Origin of the sequence: Thermoanaerobacterium sp. RBIITD (assembly GCF_900205865.1) — a bacterium.
Classification (GTDB): Bacteria; Bacillota; Thermoanaerobacteria; order Thermoanaerobacterales; family Thermoanaerobacteraceae; genus Thermoanaerobacterium.
In genome coordinates this window covers 399,714-421,919 of record NZ_LT906662.1, presented here as the reverse complement: position 1 = coordinate 421,919, position 22,206 = coordinate 399,714, and the positions used below count along the sequence as shown (strand labels likewise).

Sequence of the window (22,206 nt, the reverse complement as noted above, 5' to 3'; positions counted from 1 at the left end):
ATTTAAGGGCTTTTTTATCAAGCTCTTAAATTATCCCTCGCAGGCATTTCAGATAGAATCATACTAAAAAACATCAAAATACCACCTAATATAACTCTTAATGTCATGACTTCACCTGCAACTATAAAGGCTGTTAGAGCAGAGAAAACAGGTTCAAAAGAAAAAATGATTGCGGCATGTGTTGCAGATGTGTTTGCCTGCATAGTATTTTGTACAGCTAATGCGAAAGCCGTTGCGAAAATACCCGTCAATATTAATGCGAACCATACGCTACCTGATATAGGGATGGTTGGCTTTTCCAAAATAAAAGAGAAAATACCGCTTAAAACAGCTACAATTCCAATCTGTATCATTGCAAATAATACAGTATCAACAGATGGAGCGTATTTCGCTATTAAGACAATCTGAAAGGCAAAAGCAATAGCACATAAGAATGTCAAGAAATCTCCATAATTGATAGTAAGATCTAAATTAGCAGTAATAAGTGAAAGCCCCGCTAATGCCAATAATACACTTATCCATGAAGTCTTTGATAATTTCATCTTTATCAAAAATGCTTCTAATATTGGTACAAGTACGACATTAAAGCCTGATATAAAACCGGATTTAGATGCCGTCGTATATTTAAGGCCCATTGTTTGGAAAGCATAACCAGAAAAAAGCATAATGCCGACAATAACCGAAACGAGAAATGTTCTTCTGTCGATTTCTCTAAACTTTTTGTGATAAAGGATTGCTAAGACAATGAATGCGATGGAAAATCTTAAAAATAAAAAATTATAAACGGGGATTATTCTTGTTGCATTTTTTACTATTACAAATGTAGATCCCCAGATTATTGTAACAAAAATCAATAGCAAGTCGCTTTTTATCTGTTTTGTCAATCATGCAGCCTCCCTTAATTTTCTCTATCATTATATGTCTTTCTGAGCACACCGAAAAATCCTATGGTCTAAATCTTTGTGCGATAGGCATGCGCCTTCCTACTCCAAATGCCTTTGTTGTAACTTTGAGTCCTGGTGCGGCTTGCTTTCTTTTATATTCTGCATTGTTTATCTTTCTAATTATTTCTTTCACAAGATTTTCATCATAACCATCTTTTACAATCTCATTAAGTGACTTATTATCCTCAATATAGGCTTTTAATATCTTGTCAAGTACTTCATATGCTGGCAGCGAATCAGTATCCTTTTGACCTGGTCTAAGTTCAGCAGATGGCGCTTTTGTTAAAGTTGATTTTGGGATTATTTCACCATTTCTGTTTATATACTTTGCAAGTTCGTATACCATTGTTTTAGGTACATCAGATATGACAGCTAGTCCACCGCTCATATCACCATAAAGAGTACAGTATCCTACTGCAATTTCAGATTTATTTCCTGTTGTAAGTACCATGTAACCTTCTCTATTCGATATAAACATGAGGTAATTTCCCCTTATCCTTGCTTGAATATTTTCTTCAGCAAGGTCACCTTTAGCAATTCCATCTTCATTAAATATAGAGATATAACTTTTAAATACATCTTCTATCGGAATTACTCTGTATTCAATGCCGAGATTTTCAGCAAGAGTTCTTGCGTCATCTTTACTTTCTTCTGATGAATAACGGGAAGGCATAGACACACCAAGTACATTTTCACGACCAAGTGCTTCTACAGCTAATGCACAAGTAACGGCGGAATCAATGCCACCACTTAAACCAACTAAAGCCTTATTGAAGCCGGTTTTTTTAAAATAATCCTTTAGACCTAAGATTAGTGCATCATGTACCCAAGAAATATTTTCTACTACATTTGGTAGAGCTTTCATATTTGTTAAATTTTCTGTATTAATAATCGTTAAATCTTCATCGAAAGATCTCAATTGTACTATTCTATCACCATTCGAATTAATGACAAAGCTCGAGCCATCAAAAATAAGCTCATCATTTCCACCGACTTGATTTACATATATAAGCGGTCGATGATATTTTTTTGAAATTTGTTTTACCATCTTAACTCTTAATTCATGCTTACCGAGGTTATATGGCGATGCAGAGATATTAATAAAAATATCAGGATTTAGCTTAAATTGTTCTTCAACTACATCTATGTCATATTTAGGTCTTTCCCAGAAGTCCTTGTCATTCCAAATATCCTCGCAGATATTTATCGCAAGCCGTACACCTTTAAAATCAAAGCATTTTCTTTCGCGTGCAGGTTCAAAATATCTGTGCTCATCAAATACATCATAATTTGGCAAAAGTGTCTTATCAGATTTACCTATAATCTTATTATCATATAGAAGCAATGCTGAATTATGAAGTATATAGTCTTTTTCATCATCCTGTGTAACAGTGCCTATTATAACGCCAATACCATCTGTATAAGGTAAAATTAACTCATGTAGTGCACTTTTTGCGGATTCTAAGAAATCCGGGTTGTATAGAAGGTCTTTTGGCGGGTATCCAATAATAGTGAGTTCGGGAAAAACAATAAGATCTGCTTTAACATTTTTCGCTTCATTTATATATTTAATTATCTTTTCACAATTGTTTTTAATATCACCAACAGTTGGATTTAACTGTGCTAATGCTATTTTCATAATCTTCACCTCGAAATATTTTCATAAAGATATTTTAGCACATAATAAAAAAAAATACACCAGCAATATGCGGTGCAATAAGTATAACTTTACTGCCATTTAACTATTTTTTTCTCGATATAGACCAAGAGCACATACATTAGTGCAGCAAGTATAGAGAGAATCAATACACTAGACATTACAATATCAAGCTTAAATATCTGGCCACCATAAACAATGAGGTATCCAAGACCTGCTTTAGATACTAAGAACTCACCTGTAATTACACCTACCCATGAAAGTCCCATGTTAATTTTTATAGCAGACATTATTGTTGGTACACTTGCTGGCAGGATGCATTTTGTAAGTATCTGATGTTTTGAAGCACCAAATGTCTTTAAAAGTTTTATCTTATCTTCATCGACTTGCATAAAGCCTGTTTCAAGGCTTATAATCGTAACGATTAGGGATATGGCCAGTGCCATTGTTATTATTGGTGCTTCACCATTTCCCATCCATACAATAAATATAGGTCCTAAAGCTATCTTTGGAAGGCTATTCAATACGACGAGATATGGTTCGGCGACTTTTGAGGCAAAATCTGACCACCATAGGATAATGGCGATTACAATTCCTATTAATGTGCCCAGTGAAAAACCTATAAGTGTCTCATTTAATGTAACCCATATGTGCATAAAAAGTGATCCATTTTCGCTTAAATTAAGTATAGTTTTTAACATCCTCGATGGTTGGCTAAAAAGAAATGGATCGATTATTTTAAGTCTTCCTGCTAATTCCCAGATGGCGAAAAATGCTAAAAGAATATCAATCTGAGTCACTCTCACTGCTACTTCTTTTTTTTTGACACTTTTTAAAAACTCCTCATGTTCTTTTGATATTTTATATGTTGCGTCATACATGGACATCAAGCTCCTTCCATATTTCATTAAAGTAAACCCTGAATTCCGGCGCTTTTCTGCAACCTATAGGTGAACGATTGTCACATGTCATTTTTATTTCATATATATTCTTTACAGTTGAAGGCCTATTTGAAAGAACCACGATTCTATCGCACATAGCAATTGCTTCAGAGATATCATGTGTTACGATGATAGCCGTTTTTTTCTCTCCTTTTAAAATACTCCATACCTCATCAGAGATTGCAAGCCTTGTTTGATAATCGAGAGCTGAAAATGCTTCATCCAAAAGCATGATATCCGGTTTTAGCGCGAGGGTTCTTATCAATGCTGCTCTTTGCCTCATACCGCCTGAAAGCTGATTTGGATAATGTAGCTTAAAATCTTTAAGTCCATATTTATCAAGTAAATTTTCTGTGTAGTGTTTTGTTACATTATTTACAGCATTTTGTATTTCGAGTCCTAATAGTACGTTCTGCAATATATTTCTCCATTCGAAAAGATGATCCTTTTGCAGCATATAGCCTATCTTACCATTTACTTTAATATTGCCACTTGAAGGCTTTAAAAGTCCCGCTATTATTGATAAAAGTGTCGACTTACCACAGCCCGAAGGCCCTATGACACCTACAAATTCACCTTCATGCACATCAAAGGAAATGTTCTTTATAGCTTCTGTTTCGCCTTTTATAGTATGATAGTTTAATGATATATTATTTAATTCCACCATAACTTTATCCATCAAATACACCTCCTGCCAATCGATAAAATCGCCATAGAAAAGTCGTATTTATACCCCGTAAGGAGATACCGGGATTAATATATTTATTTCTTTATGGTGTTTATGGCTTTATCAGAAAATCTATTATCTATCAATATATTGGAATCAACCATTTTTTTCAGTTCTCCTGCATTGATAATAACTTTTTGTAAAGCATCAAAGTCACTTGCTTTCATTTGCGGCGTTGTACCCCATGCATTTATACTCTTATATCTATCTATTACTGTTGCTATCAAATCTACATCTGCATCAGGGAAAAATGATTTAATATCTTCAGCGACTTGCTTTGATGGATGTAACTTAATATAGAGCATGCCCTTATAAATTGCATTTGTGAAATGCTGTATTATATCTGGATGTTTTTCAATATAGCTTTTTCTAGCATTAAAAGTAGTATATGGAACATCATGTCCGGCAGCACCTATTGATGCGACAACATAACCGCCCTTTTCTTTTTCTACGAGGGATGCAGTCGGTTCAAATAATGCTACATAATCAGCATCTGACCTCATAAAAGCACCTGCTGTTGCTGTGAATTGAAGATTTGTCACAAGATTTACGTCTTTTTTAGGATCTATACCATGCTCTTTAAGTACATATTCAAGGGTCATTTCAGGCATACCGCCAGGTCTTCCGCCGATGATCTTTTTTCCTTTTAAGCTTTCCCACTTAAAATTCGGTTCAGGGTGTTTTCCAACTAAGAAAGAACCGTCTTTTCTGGTACATTGTGCAAAATTAATCAGATAATCTTCCTTTCCTTCATTATATACATATACTGTTGTTTCCGGCCCCTGAAGACCAATATCAGCTTGGCCTGATACAACTGCAGTCGCTGCTTTATCAGAACCCTGTGCTGTTGTTATTTTTAACTCTAACCCTTCTTCTTTAAAGAATCCTTTATTTACTGCTACATAATATGGTGCATAAAATATAGAGCGTACAACTTCAACAAAATTTATTTTTGTTATCTTTTGCTCTTTCGTTCCACATCCTGTAAAAGCAATTGATGATAATGTGATAGTAAATATAAGCGTAAATATAAGAAAAAGTCTATACTTCTTCATACTGATACCTCCATATATTTATATTTCAATTTATTATATTCTATCAATTGCAAATGGTGATTGCTTAGATGATATGTTCGATATGAATATAATAGTTTTTAAGTTAAATGGCTTCGTAAGGAGGAAATTAAAGATTTTTGTCGAATAAATATAGTTGTGCAGTCTTTTATGTTTATTATGATTCCTCATAAACAAATTCATTAAATATTTTATAAAAGGAGAGTTATAATGGCACAAAAAGTAGCAAAAAAGAAAAAAATAAATAAAGTAGTACAAAAAAAGGAATCAAATACATCTATTTCAAATATTATTTTCTATATCATACTGCTTGCGCTTGTTGCATACCCACCATATTTTAGAGGAATGTACTTTGACAATGAGTTTCTTCCGACAATAGCGGCAACATCAATTGTCGTTATAATATGGTCATTGGTAAAAATATTTAAAAATGAGCCTATTATTACAGAAAATCTTGATTATGCTGCATTATCACTTGTCGGTGCATACCTTATATCAACGCTGTTTGCAGTAAATATAAGGACGGCAATTGGTGAAACACTTAAATACATAGATTATGTATTTATCTACTTTATGGTAAGCAGGTTAGTTAAAAATAAAAAGGAAATATGGATACTCTTAAATGTTTTAGTATTAAGCTCTTTTGGTGTTGCAATAGTGGGTTTAGGATCTGCAGCAGGTTTAATTAACTACAATGGTTCATGGGTCGGCGGTAGAATAACTTCTACATTTCAATATGCTAATACAGCAGCGTCGTTTTTGATGGCATTTTTCTTAGTGAATCTTGCACTTATATCTGATGCAGAAAATAAATATTTAAAGGCTTTATATGGAATAACAGCATTTACACAGTTTTACGCATATATTTTTACACTATCCCGTGGTGCATGGGTTATGCTTCCATTTCTCGGTATTTTGCTTATGATATTGATGCCAAAAGGTAAGAGAATTGAGCCCTTTATCTATTTTATAGGAATATTCGTAGCATCTGCAATGCCGATTGTAAAATTCAATTCAATCGTGAATGGACCTCAGCCACATAAATTGTTGATTTGGGTTTTAATTGGGGTAGTTTCATCTGCTGCTATTACATATCTTATGAGTTTTATAGTTAATGCTATAAACAGGATAAATTTTAAAGTTGGCTTATCCATTGCTGTAATCGTCGCTATATTCGCATCTATCGGTGGATATACAGTCTTAACAGCAGAGCAACCATTGACATTGAGCCATGGGCCAAATGAAGCTGATAGCGAGAAAAGCGTTATAAGATTTGTCAATGTTGATCCAGATAGGCAGTATGTATTAAAGTATACAATAAAATCCGAGAACCCTAATAATAAGGATTGGGTATATGGTATAACAATTGAAAGTAGAAATGATCTGGATCAGCCAACAAAGATAAAAGACGTCTACGATAAAAATAGCTTTAATGGTGAGAAGACTATTGAGTTTTCTACATTAAAAGATACCAAAAGGCTTGCAATTACTTTTATAAATAATTTTAAAGATACATCTGTGACATTTGAAAATGCCGAAGTTTATCCTAAGAATAATCCTAAGGATGTTCAAAATATAATGCTTAAATATAAGTATTTACCAGAAAATGTTGCATCAAGGATTCAAGATATCAGTTTAACGAGTCATAGCAGTTCCGAACGCATGCAGTTTTATAAAGATGGCTTTAAGATATTCAAAGATTACCCATTATTTGGTGCTGGTGGTGGTGCATGGGCATCATTATACTTTAAATATCAGTCATATCTGTATTGGACAACACAGACGCATAACTATTTTATGCAAGTTTTACTTGATACGGGCATTATTGGAGCCGCGGCTATCTTGTTTTTCCTTATTTCGCTAGGCATTATTGTAGTTAGATTAATAAAATCTGACTTGGATTTACATGAGAGAGCTCTATTTGCGGCAGCTACTATTGGTATAATAAGTCTTTATGCACATGCATCAATGGACTTTGATTTGTCATTGTCAGCCGTAACGATAGCACTCTTTGCCTTGATAGGAATAATAAACGGGATGTGGCTTTCGAAGAATAAATCTGAAGTTAATGTGAAAAACACTAAAAAGCTTAATTATGCATACTCTAGCTATGGTGTTATGATAGTAGGTGCTATTGTAATGTTTATGTCGCTATCCATGTCTACTGCATTAAGCTATGCGCAAAAGGGTGACGGTTTTATTAAATCAAATAATATAATACAAGCAGAACAAAGCTATAAAAGCGCTGTATCATATGATCCGTGGAATGCAAAATATAGGATGGCATATGGACAGACTTTGACAAATATAGCGGACCAGACTAAAGATTCTGTACGGTTACAAGAAGCCTTTCTTCAAGAACAGAAATCAGTTGATTTGGAGCCTTATAATTCACAGCTTGCAGCACAGCTTGGAGCTTTTTATCTTTCACACGGACAGATAGATAAAGGCATACAATATGTCAAAAAAGCTGTAGATGTTCAACCGTTAAGACCAGAGAATTATCAGCAGCTTGCAGATGCATATAACAAGGTCGGCATGTTTTATTTACAAAAAGGTGATAAAACAAAAGCCAAAGAGTACCTGCAAAAAGCTATTGATGTAGAGAAGTTATATAATGAGGCAAATTCAAAATCAGAAGAGCCAAAACCTATGACAGATGCGACTAAAAAGATTATAGATGATTCAAAGAAAGTACTTCAAGGGATACAGTAATGTATCCCTTGAAAAACGCAAACATTTATTCGATATTTTTATTGACATGTTATATTTTCAATGATAATATTAAATCATGCAACATATGGAAAAGGGCGAATAAAAAACGAATGGGGGTATGTTTGTGACAAATGAAGAGTTTATGAATTATGTAGTCCAGCAATTTGAAAACATTGGGAAGAGATTTGACAGGATTGATTTAAGACTTGATAAAATTGAGGTAAGATTAGATAATGTTGAGAAGAGACTTGATAAAGTTGAGGCAAGACTTGATAATGTTGAGGCAAGACTTGATAATCTTGAGAAGAGACTTGATAAAGTTGAGATAAGACTAGATAATGTCGAGAAGAGGCTTGATAAAGTTGAGGCAAGACTAGATAACGTTGATGCGAGGCTTGATAATGTTGAGAAAAGGCTTGATAAAGTCGAGGTTAGGCTAGACAAATTAGAGAAAAGGCTTGATAGTGTCGAACAATTAGCGAATGCTACTTTTGACCAAGTGGCGAGAAATTCTGAGTCTATAACAGAAATTAATATGAAACTTGATAAAAAAACTCAAGAAGCAAATATAAAAATCGCAAAAGTGAAACATAGGCAAAAAAGATCTGAGCTTGATATTCGATTGTTAAAAAAAGCTGTTGTAAATCTATAGATACACAAAAGTGTATCTTTTTTTTTGTACCCCTATTGTACTGATTGACATGTTTGCATTTAATAGATACAATTGATATAAACATTATATAAATGTTATACTAAAAACAGGGGGAATAAGCACAATGAATGAAAGATATGAACTAAATAAAAACTTGGCCCAGATGTTAAAAGGCGGAGTAATAATGGATGTCACAACACCAGAACAAGCCGTAATCGCTGAAAAAGCTGGTGCAGTTGCGGTAATGGCACTTGAAAGGGTACCTGCCGATATAAGAGCACATGGCGGTGTAGCAAGGATGTCTGATCCCAAAATCATAAAAGCGATAAAAGAAGCAGTATCAATACCTGTCATGGCAAAAGTCAGGATAGGACATTTTGTCGAAGCACAAGTTTTAGAGGCATTGAAGATTGATTATATTGATGAAAGTGAAGTACTCACACCGGCTGATGAGTCATATCACATAAACAAATGGCAGTTTAAAGTCCCTTTCGTTTGTGGTGCACGAAATCTCGGTGAAGCATTAAGGAGAATTGGCGAAGGGGCATCTATGATAAGGACTAAAGGTGAAGCTGGTACAGGAAATGTAGTTGAAGCAGTAAGGCATATGAGAACTATAACAGCCGAGATGAAGAAGCTTACAACGCTAAGCGAAGAAGAACTTATGACAGCATCAAAAGAATTGCAGGCACCATACGAACTTGTAAAATACGTCGCAGAAAATGGGAGACTGCCAGTTGTGAATTTTGCAGCAGGAGGCATTGCAACACCGGCAGATGCAGCATTAATGATGCAGCTTGGCGCAGATGGCGTTTTTGTAGGATCTGGTATATTCAAATCAGAGAACCCCGAAAAGCGTGCAGCAGCTATTGTAAAAGCGACAACATACTTTGATAAACCAGAGATAATAGCAGAGGTATCAGAAGGTCTTGGCGAAGCTATGAACAGCATTGACATAAGAGACCTTTCAGAAAAAGACCTATATGCAAATAGGGGATGGTAATATGCGTGTTGGCGTCCTCTCAATACAAGGTTCTGTAGAAGAACATATAGAGAAACTAAAAAGATTAGATGGTATAACACCTGTAGAGGCAAAAGATAAAGAGACTTTAAAGAGCATAGATGCACTTATACTGCCTGGCGGTGAAAGCACTGCCATAGGAAAAATGCTTAATGACTTTGACTTAAAAGATGTCATTATAGATCTTTACAGATCTGGTGCGCCTATATGGGGAACGTGTGCAGGTATGATATTGATGGCTAAACATATCGTGAATGATGATAAAGTTCATCTCGGCATAATGGACATAAAGGTGCGGAGAAATGCGTATGGAAGTCAGCTTGATAGCTTTATAACAAAGCTTAGTATGCCTGAAATATCAAAAGATGAAGTAGATGCAGTATTTATAAGAGCGCCGTATATTGAGGATGTAGGAGAAAATGTAAAAGTGCTATCTAGATACAATGGGAAAATAGTGGCAGCAAGGGAAGGCAACCTTTTTGCGACTTCGTTTCATCCAGAACTGACGAACGACTTAAGCTTTTACAAATATTTTTTAGGGCTGCAGTAAATGCAGCCTTTTTCAACTTGAAGTATCAACGCTCCATGTATTTCCCCCATCGTTTGAAACATAAACAACGGCATGTTCATCGTTTTTGCCTTCATTTGTTTTGTAATAATCAACTTTTATAGTTCCATTTTTATTGTTGCTAAATATAGGAACAGAGGCTTGTAAAACGCAATAGCTAGCATATTTTAGAGGCACAGGCAAAACTACCTTGGACCATGTCTTACCGCTGTTGCTTGTTTTGTATAATATTAAATCTGATGATAATGGATTTGACACGCTAATCCATCCACTATCAGCGCCGTAAAATATCATATCTGTCGAGGTGCCAACATTGGGCAGTCCTGAATAGGATCCATTGGAAGTAACATTTGCTTTATCCCAGCTTTTACCGCCATTATCTGTCTTAAATAAATACTTTATTTGCTGGCTAGCAGCACTATCAGATACGGCCAAAAGCCATCCTACTTGAGGTGATACAAATTGTATCTTAGAGATGCTTTGAACATTATACCTTGATAGGCTGAAGCTTACAATATTCCACGTTTTTCCGCTATCACTTGTTCTAAGCATGTATAGTGCTTTGCTATTATTATTTATCCATGAAATCCAGCCATCATTTGAGTCAAAAAAGAAAGGCATAACATTTTCTACAAAATTAATATCATAAACATTTTTTGATATAGTATCCAAAGGCAATGATACCAAAGACCAAGATTTTCCGCTATCGATTGATTTAAAGATTTGCAAGTTGTTAAGTGACTTTTGACCATCCTTAAAAGACCACTTCCATTTAATGATTGAAGTATTTGCATTAGAAGTCTTCGCTTCTGCTGCATTTTCCTTATTATTACTTTTAAATTGGCATCCTGTCAAAAGTACTGAGATAATCAATAAAACAATAAAAAATTTCTTAAACATACTATCCCTCCCTTTGATTAACAATATTATATAACTAAAAAATAAATTTTGCGCTGGTATTTAATAAAGTTTATAAAAAATTTATTTTTTACTGTATATGTATAGTAATTATTAACTTTATGATTCTAACTTATTAGTGGTTAATAAAAAATTCAATTTCTTATAAATAGGACATTAAAAAAATTGATAGTAAAAGAAGGATTTTCAAAATTTATGTCGAATAAGTTAATATTGTAAAGTAGTAATATTATCCAAAAATTTTCATGAGGCTGTTTCGGCGCCCTTGAATGTTGATGGTGTTAATATATTGCTTCGTAGCGGGGGCGGTGAATTTAATTCACTGGTGTCCGTATAGCGAAGCTATGCCTATTTTAAGAATGAAAATCATATGGTATAATGAATGTAGAAAGGAAAAATAAAATGAATGATTGGCACAGCGATTTTGTAGCGGCCATAAAAGAAGAGCTAAAAGATGAAAAAGTTGAAATAAAACAAGAAGAATATCTATCAAAAGAACCTTTAAGAATAGATGTCATAATAATAAAAAAAGAAAAAGATGTAAAAATAAATAAGAGAGTAGGACAAATATTTAAAAGATACAATATAATAGAGTACAAATCTCCAGATGATTATATATCAATAGATGATTATTTCAAAGGTTTAGGTTATGTATATCTATATAAATCAATAATGAATGCTTACGATAAATCACGAAAAGAAGTTGATGACATAAAGATAGATGAATTAACACTAACATTTGTATGTAGCAATCTTCCGAAAAAACTCATATCATTTTTAGAAGAACATAAAATAAAGTTAGACAATTCTGATAATGGCATTTATTATATAGATAATGAATGGATACCGGTACAAATAATAATATTGTCTGAGTTAGATAATGTAGAGGAAAATTATCCATTGATGGCTTTATCAAATAACATGTATTTCAAAAATGCAATAGAAAAAATATTCACCAGTATAAATGAAGCAAAAGAATACGACAATAAAATAAGATTAATTGAAGCGGCATTTAGAATAGATCCTGGTATAGTTTCGGAGGTGATTAAGATGTATGCAGACAGATTAAATGAAGAACAGATGAAATATGTAATAAACAACTTAAAGGAAGCAAACTTTAAAATTTATACTGAGGAAGAATTAAAAAAGAGTATGGAAAAAGGCATAGAAAAAGGTATCGAGAAAGGTATGGAAAATCTCGTTATAAGATTGTTGAAGAAGAAATTCAGTGATATACCTGAAAAATATATAAAGTTAATTGAAGATGCAGATGAGAAGACATTGCTTCAAATAGCAGACAACATATTTGAAATTAACGAGATAGAAGATATAAAGAAATATATTGTAAATTAACATTGTTAATAAGTAGGAGAAAAACGTGAAGAATAATAATTTAGATATATCTTATCAGAATAACGATATAATATTAAAATCAATGGCACAAGAATTCAAAGATAAATCGCTGGAGTTTTACGGGATAAATGCACCTAAAATAGTGACAGTTATACCGGCGAATTTACCGTCAATTGAAGTTAAGGAAGATAGGCTGGATTTTATATTTCTTTTGGAAGATGACTCATTGCTGCATATGGAATTTCAAACGACAAATAAAAAAGCCGATATAAAAAGATTTTTGCAGTATGACACAAGGCTTTATAGTAAATATGAGAGAACAATAAGAACTGTTGTAATATATTCTGGTAAAATAGAAGAAGCGATTAGTAGATTAGACATTGGATCAATAATATATAATGTAGAACAAGTATTTTTAGCAAAATATGATGGTGACAAAATATATAAAGAATTAAACGAAAAAATTGATAGGAAATTACAACTAACAGATATAGACAAATTGAACTTAATATTTTTCCCACTTATGGGCAGTAAAAAAAGCAGTGATGAGATGGCAATAGATGCAGTAGAACTGGCGAAAAAAATAGAAGATGAAGATGAAAAAACATATATAATCGGTGCATTAATAGGAATAAGTGATAAATTTTTGACTGAGGAATATAAAAATAAATTGAAAGGAGCGATAAGAATGACTAAGATAGCCGAAATGTTGATACAAGAGGGAAAGGCCGAAGGAAAAGCCGAAGGAAAGGCCGAAGGTAAGGCTGAAGGTAAGGCTGAATTAATTATTAAACTTTTAAATAAAAAATTTAACAAAATACCGGAATTGTATGTAAAAAAAATGTACGAATTAAATATAGATAAGTTAGAAAAGATAGGTGAGAATATATTTGATATAAAAAAGATAGAGGATCTAGATAAATACTTTAATGATAATTAGTTTGATAAAAAAGGTAATTAAGCCTTTTATTTTTTTATGCATGAATATCCATGGCAAGATGATGAGTTTAGAAAAACTTTAACGATACTAAGTGGAGCGGATCATGTCTTGCCGCCAATGTTATTATGCATGATATTTAAAAAAATTGATAGTAAAAGAAGGATTTTCAAAATTTATGTCGAATAGATTAATACTATAAAGTAGTAATATTATCCAGAAATATTCATGAGGCTGTTTCGGCGCCCGTGAATGTTGATGGTGTTAATATTTTGCTACATAGCGGAGGCGGTGAATTTAATTCACTGGTGTCCGTATAGCGAAGCTATACCTATTTTAAGGGAAATGTGATATAATTGAGGAGAAGGAAAATAAAATGAATGATTGGCACAGCGATTTTGTAACAGCCATAAAAGAAGAGCTAAAAGATGAAAAAGTTGAAATAAAACAAGAAGAATATCTATCAAAAGAGCCTTTAAAAATAGATGTCATAATAATAAAAAAAGAAAAAGATGTAAAGATAAATAAAAGGATAGGACAAATATTTAAAAGATACAACATAATAGAGTACAAGTCTCCAGATGATTATGTATCAATAGATGATTATTTCAAGGGATTAGGCTATGTATATCTATATAAATCAATAATGAATGCTTACGATAAATCACGAAAAGAAGTTGATGACATAAAGATAGATGAATTAACACTAACATTTGTATGTAGCAATCTTCCGAAAAAACTCATATCATTTTTAGAAGAACATAAAATAAAATTAGACAATTCTGATAATGGCATTTATTATATAGATAATGAATGGATACCGGTGCAGATAATAGTATTGTCTGAGTTAGAAAATGTAGAGGAAAATTATCCATTGATGGTTTTATCAAATAACATGTATTTTAAAAATGCAATAGAGAAACTATTCACCAGTATAAATGAAGCAAAAGAATACGACAATAAAATAAGATTAATTGAGGCGGCATTTAGAATAGATCCGAGTAAAGTTTCGGAGGTGATTAAGATGTATGCGGACAGATTAAATGAAGAACAGATGAAATATGTAATAAACAACTTAAAGGAAGCGAACTTTAAAATATATACTGAGGAAGAATTAAAAAAGAGTATGGAAAAAGGCATGGAAAAAGGTATGGAAAACTTAGTAATAAGACAATTGAAGAAGAAATTTAGTGATATACCTGAAAAATATATCAAGTTAATCGAAGATGCAGATGAGAAAACATTGCTTAGAATAGCAGACAATATATTTGAAATTAATAAGATAGAAGACTTAGAAAAATATATTACTTTTTGAGATTTGTTTTTGTATTTTAAATAAAAGATTGATGCGATATAATAAGAGGAGAAAAAGAGTGAAGGATATTAATTTAGATATATCTTATCAGAATAACGATATAATATTAAAATCAATGGCACAAGAATTCAAAGATAAATCGCTGGAGTTTTACGGGATAAATGCACCTAAAATAGTGACAGTTATACCGGCGAATTTACCGTCAATTGAAGTTAAGGAAGATAGGCTGGATTTTATATTTCTTTTGGAAGATGACTCATTGCTGCATATGGAATTTCAAACGACAAATAAAAAAGCCGATATAAAAAGATTTTTGCAGTATGACACAAGGCTTTATAGTAAATATGAGAGAACAATAAGAACTGTTGTAATATATTCTGGTAAAATAGAAGAAGCGATTAGTAGATTAGACATTGGATCAATAATATATAATGTAGAACAAGTATTTTTAGCAAAATATGATGGTGACAAAATATATAAAGAATTAAACGAAAAAATTGATAGGAAATTACAACTAACAGATATAGACAAATTGAACTTAATATTTTTCCCACTTATGGGCAGTAAAAAAAGCAGTGATGAGATGGCAATAGATGCAGTAGAACTGGCGAAAAAAATAGAAGATGAAGATGAAAAAACATATATAATCGGTGCATTAATAGGAATAAGTGATAAATTTTTGACTGAGGAATATAAAAATAAATTGAAAGGAGCGATAAGAATGACTAAGATAGCCGAAATGTTGATACAAGAGGGAAAGGCCGAAGGAAAGGCTGAAGGAAAGGTTGAATTAATAATAAAACAATTAAAAAAAAGATTTAACAAAATACCAGAATTTTATGTAAAAAGAATGTACGAGTTAAATATAGATAAATTAGAAAAGATAGGTGAGGATATTTTTGATATAAAAAAGATAGAGGATCTAGATAAATACTTTAATGATAATTAGATTGATAAAAAAGGTAATTAAGCCTTTTATTTTTTTATAAAAATATTAAAAGAATTATACGAAATCATAATTTAGTATAATTGAAGGGAATCAAAACTAATTTTGCCATTAATCATATGATATATATTCATATATACTAGCATAAAATTATATATGAAGAAAGGTTGAAATTTATGAAAAAAGCATTGATAACAGGTATTACAGGGCAAGATGGATCATATTTGACAGAATTATTATTAAATAAAGGCTATGAAGTACATGGCATTATTAGAAGGGCGAGTACATTTAATACAAAAAGGATTGATCATTTATACAAAGATCCTCATAATCCGGATGTAAAATTACTTTTGCATTATGGAGATTTAACTGATTCCAGTAACCTTAATAGATTAATTGAAAAGATTGAGCCTGATGAAATATATAATCTTGCAGCACAGAGCCATGTAAAAGTATCTTTCGAAGTTCCAGAATATACTGCTGATGTTGTTGGGGTTGGTACATTAAGATTAATTGATGCTATAAAAGAAACAGGCATACATACAAAATTCTATCAAGCTTCTACAAGCGAATTATTCGGAGGATTACCAGAAAGTGCTCCACAAAGTGAAAAAACGCCTTTTTATCCGAGAAGCCCGTATGCTGCAGCAAAGTTATATGCATACTGGATAACAGTAAATTATAGAGAAGCTTACAATTTATATGCCTGCAATGGTATATTATTTAATCATGAATCACCGCGCAGAGGTGAAACATTTGTAACAAGAAAAATAACAATGGCAGTTGCAAATATAGTAAAAGGTAGGCAGGATAAACTTTATCTTGGCAATCTTAATGCAAAACGTGATTGGGGTTTTGCAGGTGATTATGTAGAAGCAATGTGGTTAATGCTTCAACAGGAAAATCCAGATGATTATGTAATAGCTACAGGAGAAACTCATTCAGTTAGAGAATTCTGTGAAAAAGCATTTAAATATGTTGGAATAAATTTAGAATGGAAAGGTTCCGGCATTGAAGAGAAAGGAATAGATAAAAGGACAGGAAAAATATTAGTAGAAGTTGATCCGAGATATTTTAGACCAACTGAAGTTGATTTACTCATAGGTGATCCAACAAAAGCAAAAGAAAAACTTAAATGGAAACCAAAAGTTTCATTTGACGATTTGGTATATATGATGGTTGAAAGTGATTTAAATAGTGATGAATGCTATGAAGAATCAGCAGCAACTCTGTATTAATTAATAGGATAAGAGATAAGAATATGAAAACTATGCATTATATCTCAAATCATGGATTTGGACATGCATCTAGAAATATATCAATAATTAAAAATCTATTAGACAAAAATAAAGAATTAAAAATAATTATAAAAACACATACTAGGCAACTGGATTTTATTAAGCAATCCTAGAATTCCTACGATTCAAGAATTGCTTTTGTTGATGAATTAGTTGATATAGGCCTTATTTTAAAAGAAAATAGTTATTTGGTAGATAAAGAGAAATTGGAAAAAGTATTAAGGAAATTTATATCGACATGGGAAGATAAAATAAATAATGAAAAGAAATACTTAAGGGAAAAGCAAGTTAATCTTGTTATATCAGATATAGTTCCGTGGATATTTAAAGCTTTAAAAGATGTTGGGGATAAAAGTATATTAATATCAAAATTTATCTGGACAGAAATATATAATGAAATATTTAATAATGATATTGGTGCCATATATGAAGATTATTATAAAAAAGCAGATTATGCATTTATTTATACACTGGCAGGAGATATTAATAAATATTTTAATAACGTAATTAAAGTATGATTAAGTTGCAGAGAATTTAATGATGAAATCATAGAAAAAATCAAGATCAAGTATAAAAGACCAATTATTTTTTTTAGTCTGGGAAGGTCTGTAGATATTGCAGAGGAGATAGATTTTGAAGGTTTACCATATGATTTTATATATACAAAAGGTATAAGATTAAAGGGTGGTAATACATACATGCTTCCTGTAAATACAAGTAATACTCACGATTATATAAAAGCGAGCAAATTAATTATAACAAAAGCTGGCTGGAGTACAATATCGGAAGCGATATGCGTGCGAAAGCCAATAATTGTTTTAGATCTGAGATAAAAGAAGATATAAATACAGTAAATAATTTGTTAAACTTAAAAATTGCAAATTCAATGGAATTTAATTAAATAAAGAAAGCTTAATAAATTTTATTGATAATACCACAAAATTGGAAAATAATTATAAATTTTTATCAGATATATACCAAAATAAATCTTATGAAATTGCTGATTGATATTAAAACTCTTGTAGGAAGGGATGTTATAATTGAACAGAGATAGTAAAATATACGTTGCAGGTCATAGAGGATTAGTTGGTTCTGCCATAGTTAGGAATCTGGAATCAAAAGGATATACAAATATAATAAAAAGAACTCATAAAGAACTTGACTTAACTAATCAGGAGGCAGTAAGAAGATTTTTTGAAGAAGAAAAACCAGAGTATGTATTTTTAGCAGCAGCTAAGGTCGGCGGAATACATGCAAACAATACTTATCCAGCAGATTTTATATATGAAAATTTGATGATACAAAATAATGTAATTAAAGCAGCACATGATTTCAAAGTAAAAAAGCTTTTATTTTTAGGAAGTACTTGTATATATCCAAAAATGGCTCCTCAGCCAATAAAGGAAGAGTATTTACTTTCAGGATATCTTGAGCCAACTAATGAGGCATATGCTATAGCTAAAATAGCTGGGCTCAAGATGTGTCAATTCTTTAAGAGGCAGTATGGTGATAACTTCATAAGCTGCATGCCAACAAATTTATACGGCCCAAATGATAATTTCGATTTAAATAATTCTCATGTTATGCCAGCCCTTATAAGAAAGTTTCATGAGGCTAAGGTTAATAACTTACCTTATGTTGAAGTGTGGGGCACTGGTAAGCCACTTAGGGAGTTTTTATATGTAGATGACATGGCAGATGCATGTGTATTTCTAATGGAGAACTATGATGGTGAAGAGCATGTGAATATAGGAACTGGTCAGGAAGTTTCAATAAGAGAACTTGCTGAGATGATAAAAGAAGTTGTAGGTTTTGAAGGAGAGATAGTCTTTAATACAGATAAACCTGATGGAACGCCGAGAAAACTTACGGATGTTATTAAACTACATTCGCTCGGATGGAGGCATAATGTGGAGTTGGGAGAAGGGATAGAAAGGACCTATAAGTGGTATTTGGAAAATTATAAATAGATATATATTTTTATTCATTGAGTTAGTAGGATAGTACAAAAATCAATCATATACAGCATAGGGAGTGTAAATTTTGAGATTAGGTATTATTAGATTGTATATTGGTGATTCTGGAAAATTTGGATACTATAATATGCAGGAGTTAGGCTTAGCTAAAGCGCTTGTTGAAAATGGAGATTTTGAAGTTTATATATTTTTGTTAAGAAATAAAAAGATATATCCAGAGCAAGAGATTATAGAAATAAGTGATAAAATAAAATTTGTTTATTTGCCAGCAATAAGTATAGGCACACATGGTCTTATAAATCCTGGTTTTATTAAACGATATGAAATTGACGTTGTCCATCTTAGCAGTGATATACAATTAAATACGGGTAGGATTATAAAATGGTGTTTAAAAAATAAAGTACCTGTATATTCATGTATTGGTACTATTGAAAGTGATTCTAATATTAAAATTAAAAAATATTTGTCTAATGTTTTATTTTCTTTAAATAAAGTTTTTTTAAATAAAGTTACCAATATTGCCAAAACTCCTTATGTGTATAGTAAACTTAAAGAGAAAGGAATTAAGAATGTAAAACTTATACCTGTTGGATTAGATATAAAAGAATTAAATAATAATTCAAATATTGATAAACAAATATTAAGAAAAAAGTATAACATACCATCAGATACAAAATTGTTATTATTTGTTGGTAAATTAGAAGAATATAAAAAACCTTTAATGGCTATAGAAGTATTAAAGAATATACTAAAAATAGATGATGGATATTCATTGTTAATGGTTGGCAGCGGCTTGTTAAAACAAAGAATATTTCATGAAATAAGCATAAGCAATCTTAATAGTAAATTCTATTACATTGAAAAAATATCTAATAAGGATATATGGGAGATATATAAATTAAGTGATGTTTTCATTAATATGAACGATGCTGAAATATATGGGATGAGTATATTAGAAGCAATGTATTATAAATGTCCGATTATTGCAGTAAAAGCTCCCGGCCCTAAATTTATTATTGATGACAATGAAACAGGATATATCATAGAAGATTACGATATGCAAAAGTGGATATTGGCAATTAAAAAAGCAATAAAAAATAGGAAAGAAATTGGAGATAAAGCCAATAAAAAAATAACACAGGAACTAAACTGGGATGTTATATCAATTCAATATATTGAATTATATCAGGAATTAATCAATAGTTATCAGCATTATAGATTGAGGGAGATTACATGAAAAAATTAAAGGTGTTGATAGTGCATAATTATTATCAAATTCCAGGCGGAGAAGATGCCGTAGTTGAAAATGAGAGTAATTTATTAAAGGAAAATGGTCATGAAGTTATATTATATACCAGGCATAATGATGAGATTAAAAAAAGAGGAATTTTAGGCAAGGTTCTGCTATTATTTGAGACAATATTTTCATTTAGGACTTATAGAGAAGTTAAGAAATTAATTAAAAAAAATAATATAGATATAGTTCATGTACACAATACTTTTCCTTTAGTAAGTCCCTCTGCTTATTATGCTGCTTTCAACTGTAAAGTTACGGTTGTGCAGACTGTTCATAATTTTAGACTTTTATGTCCAGGAGCTACATTAACAAAGGAAGGGAAAATATGCGAGGAATGTATTTATAAAGGTTTTAAATCTGCATTAAAGCATAAATGTTACAGAAATTCTTTTTTGCAAACTTGCGTAATATGTATTATGTTAAAGTTTCATAGGATTTTAGGAACTTATAAAAGGGTAGATGGGTATATTGCCCTAACAGAGTTCAATAAAAATAAATTGTTAAATTTGATAACAGATGAGAGAAAAATTTTTGTTAAACCTAACTTTGTTAAAAAAAGTCAAACTATGACGCTCCCCAGGCAAATGGATAATTACTTTGTTTTTATTGGAAGATTAGACAAGTTAAAAGGCATTAACTTATTAGTAGAAGCCTGGAAGAATATAAACCAAGCCAGGTTATTAATAATTGGATATGGACCTGAATGGAATAATGTTCAAAAATTCATCGAAGAAAATAAATTAAATAACGTAAGTTTATTAGGTTTTATGCCGAGAGAAAAAGCGTTTGAAATTATAAAAAAATCAAGAGCGATAATAATGCCATCGCAATGTTACGAAGGATTTCCAATGGCTATAGTTGAAAGTTTTTTATTTGGTGTACCGGTAATTGCCGGAAATATTGGCAACTTAGCTTCAATTATAAATGATAGGGAAAACGGATTACATTTTAAATATAATGATAAAGAAGATCTAATTAATAAAATATTACAATTAATGGAAGATGCTGATTTAAATAACAAGCTTAATGAAGGGGCGCTAAATGCCTATAATAGTATGTATACAGAAAAAATAAATTATGAGCTTTTAATTAGGATCTATAATAATGTAATAGGTGGTAAAGTTGAAGAAGTGTAATATCTTAGGAGTTAATGTAAATGTAACAAACATGACCGAAACAATAAAATATATTGAAGAAAATCTAGAGAAGGCAAAAGGAAACTATATATGTGTTTCTAATGTTCATACAACTGTCATGGCTTATGAAGATAAAAATTATAGAAAAATACAGAATGAAGCTTTTATGACATTGCCTGATGGAAAGCCATTATCTATTGTTAGCAAATTGAAAGGGTTTAAAGAGGCTGAAAGAGTCACAGGCCCAGATTTGATGGAAGAGATATTTAAATTATCAGAGGAAAAAGGGTATACACATTATTTTTATGGTAGTACAAATGAAACTTTAGTTAAATTAGAAAAAAAATTAATAGCAAAACATCCTAAATTAAAAATAGTGGGTTCTTATTCACCACCATTTAGAGAATTAACTGAGGAAGAAGATATGAAAATTATTATGAACATTAATCAAATACGACCAGATTTCCTTTGGGTTGGATTAGGGGCACAAAAACAGGAAATATGGATGAGCAAACATAAAAGTAAAGTTAATTCATTAATGATAGGAGTAGGTGCAGGATTTGACTATCATGCTGGGATTCTTAAGAGGGCTCCAAAATGGATGCAAAGATTAAGCTTAGAGTGGTTATATAGGTTATATCAGGAACCTAGGAGATTATTTATAAGATATTTTAAAACAAATGCTAAATTTTTAATATATATACTAATAAAGAATCTATAAATAATTATTTT

21 protein-coding genes are annotated in these 22,206 nt (G+C 31.5%); 15 read left to right on the top strand and 6 right to left on the bottom strand.

Going from position 1 to position 22,206, the window contains the following annotated elements:
• Window positions 1–17: 17 nt before the first annotated feature.
• The 5 genes from CPG45_RS01995 to CPG45_RS01975 all read right to left on the bottom strand — a co-directional run bounded on the left by CPG45_RS01995 (window position 18) and on the right by CPG45_RS01975 (window position 5,324).
• Window positions 18–884, bottom strand: coding sequence for a DMT family transporter (locus tag CPG45_RS01995; protein ID WP_096230391.1), 867 nt, complete (start codon window positions 882–884; stop codon window positions 18–20).
• Window positions 885–945: 61 nt separating this feature from the next.
• Window positions 946–2,583 carry an NAD+ synthase gene (locus tag CPG45_RS01990; protein WP_096230390.1) on the bottom strand — a complete coding sequence of 546 codons (1,638 nt, stop codon included), beginning with the start codon at window positions 2,581–2,583 and terminating at the stop codon, window positions 946–948.
• An 89-nt stretch (window positions 2,584–2,672) separates the two neighbouring features.
• Window positions 2,673–3,482 (bottom strand): ABC transporter permease, encoded by an 810-nt coding sequence (locus CPG45_RS01985; RefSeq protein WP_096230389.1) that lies wholly within the window; start codon window positions 3,480–3,482, stop codon window positions 2,673–2,675.
• A complete protein-coding gene (locus CPG45_RS01980) occupies window positions 3,475–4,221 on the bottom strand; it encodes an ABC transporter ATP-binding protein (protein ID WP_096230388.1) in 747 nt (248 codons plus the stop codon). Before CPG45_RS01980 ends, CPG45_RS01985 begins: the two co-directional genes overlap by 8 nt.
• Window positions 4,222–4,304: 83 nt before the next feature.
• Complete coding sequence (locus CPG45_RS01975; protein WP_096230387.1) at window positions 4,305–5,324, bottom strand: ABC transporter substrate-binding protein; 1,020 nt, start codon at window positions 5,322–5,324, stop codon at window positions 4,305–4,307.
• Between the two features lie 228 nt (window positions 5,325–5,552).
• Here CPG45_RS01975 and CPG45_RS01970 point away from each other — a divergent pair, with 228 nt between their 5' ends.
• From CPG45_RS01970 to pdxT, 4 genes are all read left to right on the top strand, one after another.
• Window positions 5,553–8,057 carry an O-antigen ligase family protein gene (locus CPG45_RS01970; protein ID WP_096230386.1) on the top strand — a complete coding sequence of 835 codons (2,505 nt, stop codon included), beginning with the start codon at window positions 5,553–5,555 and terminating at the stop codon, window positions 8,055–8,057.
• A 124-nt stretch (window positions 8,058–8,181) separates the two neighbouring features.
• Window positions 8,182–8,709, top strand: a complete 528-nt coding sequence (locus tag CPG45_RS01965; RefSeq protein ID WP_096230385.1) for a coiled-coil domain-containing protein — start codon at window positions 8,182–8,184, stop codon at window positions 8,707–8,709.
• Between the two features lie 124 nt (window positions 8,710–8,833).
• A complete protein-coding gene (gene pdxS, locus CPG45_RS01960; protein WP_096230384.1) occupies window positions 8,834–9,712 on the top strand; it encodes a pyridoxal 5'-phosphate synthase lyase subunit PdxS in 879 nt (292 codons plus the stop codon).
• A gap of 1 nt (window position 9,713) precedes the next feature.
• Window positions 9,714–10,280 carry a pyridoxal 5'-phosphate synthase glutaminase subunit PdxT gene (gene pdxT / locus CPG45_RS01955; RefSeq protein ID WP_096230383.1) on the top strand — a complete coding sequence of 189 codons (567 nt, stop codon included), beginning with the start codon at window positions 9,714–9,716 and terminating at the stop codon, window positions 10,278–10,280.
• 12 nt (window positions 10,281–10,292) lie between these two features.
• Here pdxT and CPG45_RS01950 read toward each other — a convergent pair whose 3' ends face one another.
• Window positions 10,293–11,198: a WD40/YVTN/BNR-like repeat-containing protein gene (locus CPG45_RS01950; protein ID WP_096230382.1), complete on the bottom strand. Its 906-nt coding sequence runs from the start codon at window positions 11,196–11,198 to the stop codon at window positions 10,293–10,295.
• Between the two features lie 420 nt (window positions 11,199–11,618).
• On the opposite strand from CPG45_RS01950, the gene CPG45_RS01945 reads away from it, so the two are divergent.
• The 11 genes from CPG45_RS01945 to CPG45_RS01900 all read left to right on the top strand — a co-directional run bounded on the left by CPG45_RS01945 (window position 11,619) and on the right by CPG45_RS01900 (window position 22,195).
• Window positions 11,619–12,569, top strand: coding sequence for a DUF4351 domain-containing protein (locus CPG45_RS01945; RefSeq protein WP_096230381.1), 951 nt, complete (start codon window positions 11,619–11,621; stop codon window positions 12,567–12,569).
• 25 nt (window positions 12,570–12,594) lie between these two features.
• Entirely contained in the window at window positions 12,595–13,509 is a 915-nt protein-coding gene (locus tag CPG45_RS01940) for a DUF4351 domain-containing protein (RefSeq protein WP_096230380.1), read from the top strand.
• Window positions 13,510–13,882: 373 nt separating this feature from the next.
• Complete coding sequence (locus CPG45_RS01935) at window positions 13,883–14,821, top strand: DUF4351 domain-containing protein (protein ID WP_096230379.1); 939 nt, start codon at window positions 13,883–13,885, stop codon at window positions 14,819–14,821.
• A 58-nt stretch (window positions 14,822–14,879) separates the two neighbouring features.
• Entirely contained in the window at window positions 14,880–15,770 is an 891-nt protein-coding gene (locus CPG45_RS01930; protein ID WP_096230378.1) for a DUF4351 domain-containing protein, read from the top strand.
• Between the two features lie 173 nt (window positions 15,771–15,943).
• Entirely contained in the window at window positions 15,944–17,005 is a 1,062-nt protein-coding gene (gene gmd / locus CPG45_RS01925; protein ID WP_096230377.1) for a GDP-mannose 4,6-dehydratase, read from the top strand.
• Between the two features lie 248 nt (window positions 17,006–17,253).
• Window positions 17,254–17,583 carry a hypothetical protein gene (locus tag CPG45_RS01920; protein ID WP_096230376.1) on the top strand — a complete coding sequence of 110 codons (330 nt, stop codon included), beginning with the start codon at window positions 17,254–17,256 and terminating at the stop codon, window positions 17,581–17,583.
• Window positions 17,584–17,763: 180 nt separating this feature from the next.
• Window positions 17,764–17,898 (top strand): glycosyltransferase, encoded by a 135-nt coding sequence (locus tag CPG45_RS18080; protein ID WP_157732306.1) that lies wholly within the window; start codon window positions 17,764–17,766, stop codon window positions 17,896–17,898.
• Window positions 17,899–18,105: 207 nt separating this feature from the next.
• Window positions 18,106–19,035 carry a GDP-L-fucose synthase gene (gene fcl / locus CPG45_RS01915; RefSeq protein ID WP_096230375.1) on the top strand — a complete coding sequence of 310 codons (930 nt, stop codon included), beginning with the start codon at window positions 18,106–18,108 and terminating at the stop codon, window positions 19,033–19,035.
• A gap of 73 nt (window positions 19,036–19,108) precedes the next feature.
• Complete coding sequence (locus CPG45_RS01910) at window positions 19,109–20,278, top strand: glycosyltransferase family 4 protein (RefSeq protein WP_096230374.1); 1,170 nt, start codon at window positions 19,109–19,111, stop codon at window positions 20,276–20,278.
• Window positions 20,275–21,474: a glycosyltransferase family 4 protein gene (locus CPG45_RS01905; protein WP_096230373.1), complete on the top strand. Its 1,200-nt coding sequence runs from the start codon at window positions 20,275–20,277 to the stop codon at window positions 21,472–21,474. Before CPG45_RS01910 ends, CPG45_RS01905 begins: the two co-directional genes overlap by 4 nt.
• A complete protein-coding gene (locus tag CPG45_RS01900) occupies window positions 21,461–22,195 on the top strand; it encodes a WecB/TagA/CpsF family glycosyltransferase (protein WP_197702831.1) in 735 nt (244 codons plus the stop codon). The genes CPG45_RS01905 and CPG45_RS01900 overlap by 14 nt, the downstream gene beginning before the upstream one ends.
• Window positions 22,196–22,206: the final 11 nt, after the last annotated feature.

Bases quoted from the DNA above. Each gene is read 5' to 3' on its own strand.
- CPG45_RS01990 (WP_096230390.1), bottom strand. From the start codon at position 2,583: ATGAAAATAGCATTAGCACAGTTAAATCCAACTGTTGGTGATATTAAA.
- CPG45_RS01985 (WP_096230389.1), bottom strand. From the start codon at position 3,482: ATGTATGACGCAACATATAAAATATCAAAAGAACATGAGGAGTTTTTA.
- CPG45_RS01980 (WP_096230388.1), bottom strand. From the start codon at position 4,221: ATGGATAAAGTTATGGTGGAATTAAATAATATATCATTAAACTATCAT.
- CPG45_RS01975 (WP_096230387.1), bottom strand. From the start codon at position 5,324: ATGAAGAAGTATAGACTTTTTCTTATATTTACGCTTATATTTACTATC.
- CPG45_RS01970 (WP_096230386.1), top strand. From the start codon at position 5,553: ATGGCACAAAAAGTAGCAAAAAAGAAAAAAATAAATAAAGTAGTACAA.
- pdxS (WP_096230384.1), top strand. From the start codon at position 8,834: ATGAATGAAAGATATGAACTAAATAAAAACTTGGCCCAGATGTTAAAA.
- pdxT (WP_096230383.1), top strand. From the start codon at position 9,714: ATGCGTGTTGGCGTCCTCTCAATACAAGGTTCTGTAGAAGAACATATA.
- CPG45_RS01950 (WP_096230382.1), bottom strand. From the start codon at position 11,198: ATGTTTAAGAAATTTTTTATTGTTTTATTGATTATCTCAGTACTTTTG.
- CPG45_RS01945 (WP_096230381.1), top strand. From the start codon at position 11,619: ATGAATGATTGGCACAGCGATTTTGTAGCGGCCATAAAAGAAGAGCTA.
- CPG45_RS01935 (WP_096230379.1), top strand. From the start codon at position 13,883: ATGAATGATTGGCACAGCGATTTTGTAACAGCCATAAAAGAAGAGCTA.
- gmd (WP_096230377.1), top strand. From the start codon at position 15,944: ATGAAAAAAGCATTGATAACAGGTATTACAGGGCAAGATGGATCATAT.
- CPG45_RS18080 (WP_157732306.1), top strand. From the start codon at position 17,764: ATGCTTCCTGTAAATACAAGTAATACTCACGATTATATAAAAGCGAGC.
- CPG45_RS01905 (WP_096230373.1), top strand. From the start codon at position 20,275: ATGAAAAAATTAAAGGTGTTGATAGTGCATAATTATTATCAAATTCCA.